This is a genomic window from Neorhodopirellula pilleata, assembly GCF_007859915.1.
Taxonomy (GTDB): Bacteria; Planctomycetota; Planctomycetia; order Pirellulales; family Pirellulaceae; genus Rhodopirellula; species Rhodopirellula pilleata.
In genome coordinates this window covers 1-2,249 of sequence record NZ_SJPM01000065.1, presented here as the reverse complement: position 1 = coordinate 2,249, position 2,249 = coordinate 1, and the positions used below count along the sequence as shown (strand labels likewise).

Below are 2,249 nucleotides of genomic sequence, written 5' to 3'. Positions count from 1 at the left end.
GTCCTGAACTGTGCCCCGCAGGGCCGGCGTTGAACATGCCCCGCAGGGCGACACTGGACGATGCCCCGCAGGGCAGCCTGGCAGTCCGCGCTACTCAGCGTTGACACATTCCTCGTGCTCGTAACGGTGGCGATATGCGGGCGGCGGCGTTTGAAGTGATTGCTACCAGACCGGTGACCATCGCCGCTCCGTCATCATTGCATGGTTACGAGTCAATCATTTTAGCATCGTGCCCACCGGCTTGCCATCAACTTCGACCCGACGGCTTGAGCCGACAGCGGCCACCATTGGTCAGGCGTCGGACAATGCCCCGCAGGGCAGGCGTCGGTTTGTGCACCGCAGGGCAGTCCTGAACTGTGCCCCGCAGGGCCTGCGTTGAACATGCCCCGCAGGGCGACACTGGACGATGCCCCGCGGAGCAGCCTGGCAGTCTGCGTTACTCAGCGTTGCCACATTCCTCGTGCTCGTAACGGTAGACATCACGGGGGACGGAGAGTTGATCATCCATTCGAGCGAACGCCGCAAGCCGTCCTCCCGTGCATGTCATGGTTCTGCTCGATTTGGTTTCATCTAGTAGTGGATCACTGTGTAAGTGCGAAACTTTGCGGGAGAATAGTCTATCGACCATCCGAGACCCTTCTCCCAATCGTCATGGAATCTGGTTCCTTTGGGCATCCAAGCTGCTGTATAGTTCATACCGACAGTGCGTATCGGACTCGGTGCGAAGATAATGCAGGTTGCAACCGGGACGTACACAGCACTAAAGGCCCCAGACCAGTACGGGTGCTTTGTGTCGGGCGTGTTGTAACGAACAAACGCCCAGCATGCTGGCCCGAACGATAGAAAGAGGGCCGCAATGCACAAGAGAGTGAGACATGAAACACGAAACACCAGTCGCCCGGCGCGCGTCCGCCGCAGAGCTAGTCCTATCGGTGCGGCCACCAACGCTGACGTCGAAAGTGCGACCAAGATCAGCGCAACGAGCGACGACGGGATCCGAACGATTAGAAAAAGCAATGCTACCAATGCAGTAGCAACTAACAACACGTTCAGACCGAACCGAAGTCTGTGTTTCATGCTTCGCATTTCGCGGGGTGTTTTTGCAGCAGAACGGCCGCGATAACCGAGTCGCGGCGATTGATTTTCAACTGTCAAAAACGCTGGCTCCGCGACTTCGGTTCATCGCTTGGTTCCCCGCTCTTTCGTCTGTGTCTCCAAGAACGATAGCCAATTCTGTTTGTTAACGTGAAACGGCAATTCATTGTAGCCAGCTCCGTGCCATCCCAATCCGTCACGTCCTGTCAAAACGTACAGAATCCTCGCACCCATTTCCGCAACAACACCGCCATGATCCAAGCATGCAAGACCATCGTCCACTGTGATTGACGAATCTCGTTCGCATTTTTCCATCAATGTATTGGCGGCCAGCAGCAGTTCGTATTGGTTTTCAGCCCAGCAGTTCTGGCGAATAGCGGTTTGGCAGTCTGCGATGGATGGGCTATCAGCGTTCAAGTTTGGTCAGCCTCAATGCAGTTCTCGGCGTAGCGTTAATGCCGGGCGAGTCAACACATGCAAGCGATCTGTCGGGGAACGTCACCAATCACCCGGCGGCGACGAGAAATTGTCCACTTGAAAACGCCCGACTTCGCCGCTCGGGTGCATTGGATGGTTCCCCGCCGTTTAATCGCTGTCGCTTCGCCCCGGCGTTACGACACAAGTCGCAAAAAATGAAATACTTTCGATGCAGCCGAAGATGATCGTGTAGAAAACACTGCTAGAGACCCATGCAAATTGACTTGCATCTTCGATGTCAAAGGATTTGTATAGGACTGCGGTAGAAAACGCAAAAAGTCCGCTTAGCACAAGAGCAATCGCGAAACGGCTCAGGGAGCGGAATCTCGGTTTGTTCTTCGGGATAGTGCAGATGAAGGCCGCCATTACGGCTGGGCCGATCGGTCCGGTCAACCCGACCGAAAACGCACGCAGCAATAAGTCAATCGCAATCATGCTGGCGAACGCAAAAGTGTACAACCGAACGTACGACAGTAATGTTGAGTCGCCGGTAGACCGGACATCAGCAGTCGTAGCGAATTGTGTCATACGCAGATGCCTTCAGTCGGGGAACGAAATGCGATCTATCCGATGGTCAGGCGTTAAAAAAGCTCAACTTGCTAGTTGAGCTGGCCGCCTGACTTTCGGATAGATCGTGCGTTGAACTTTGTCGATCGTGATCGCCACCCTGGAAAAAA

At 55.0% G+C, this 2,249-nt stretch carries 2 protein-coding genes; both read right to left on the bottom strand.

What is annotated here, in order from left to right; all coding sequences use genetic code 11:
* Positions 1 to 1,179: 1,179 nt before the first annotated feature.
* Entirely contained in the window at positions 1,180 to 1,512 is a 333-nt protein-coding gene (locus Pla100_RS31390) for a hypothetical protein (RefSeq protein WP_197168360.1), read from the bottom strand.
* A gap of 168 nt (positions 1,513 to 1,680) precedes the next feature.
* Positions 1,681 to 2,007 (bottom strand): hypothetical protein, encoded by a 327-nt coding sequence (locus Pla100_RS30210; protein WP_146583113.1) that lies wholly within the window; start codon positions 2,005 to 2,007, stop codon positions 1,681 to 1,683.
* Between the last annotated feature and the right edge of the window lie 242 nt (positions 2,008 to 2,249).

Coding starts and splice junctions, on each gene's coding strand:
- Pla100_RS30210 (WP_146583113.1), bottom strand. CDS start 2,007: ATGATTGCGATTGACTTATTGCTGCGTGCGTTTTCGGTCGGGTTGACC.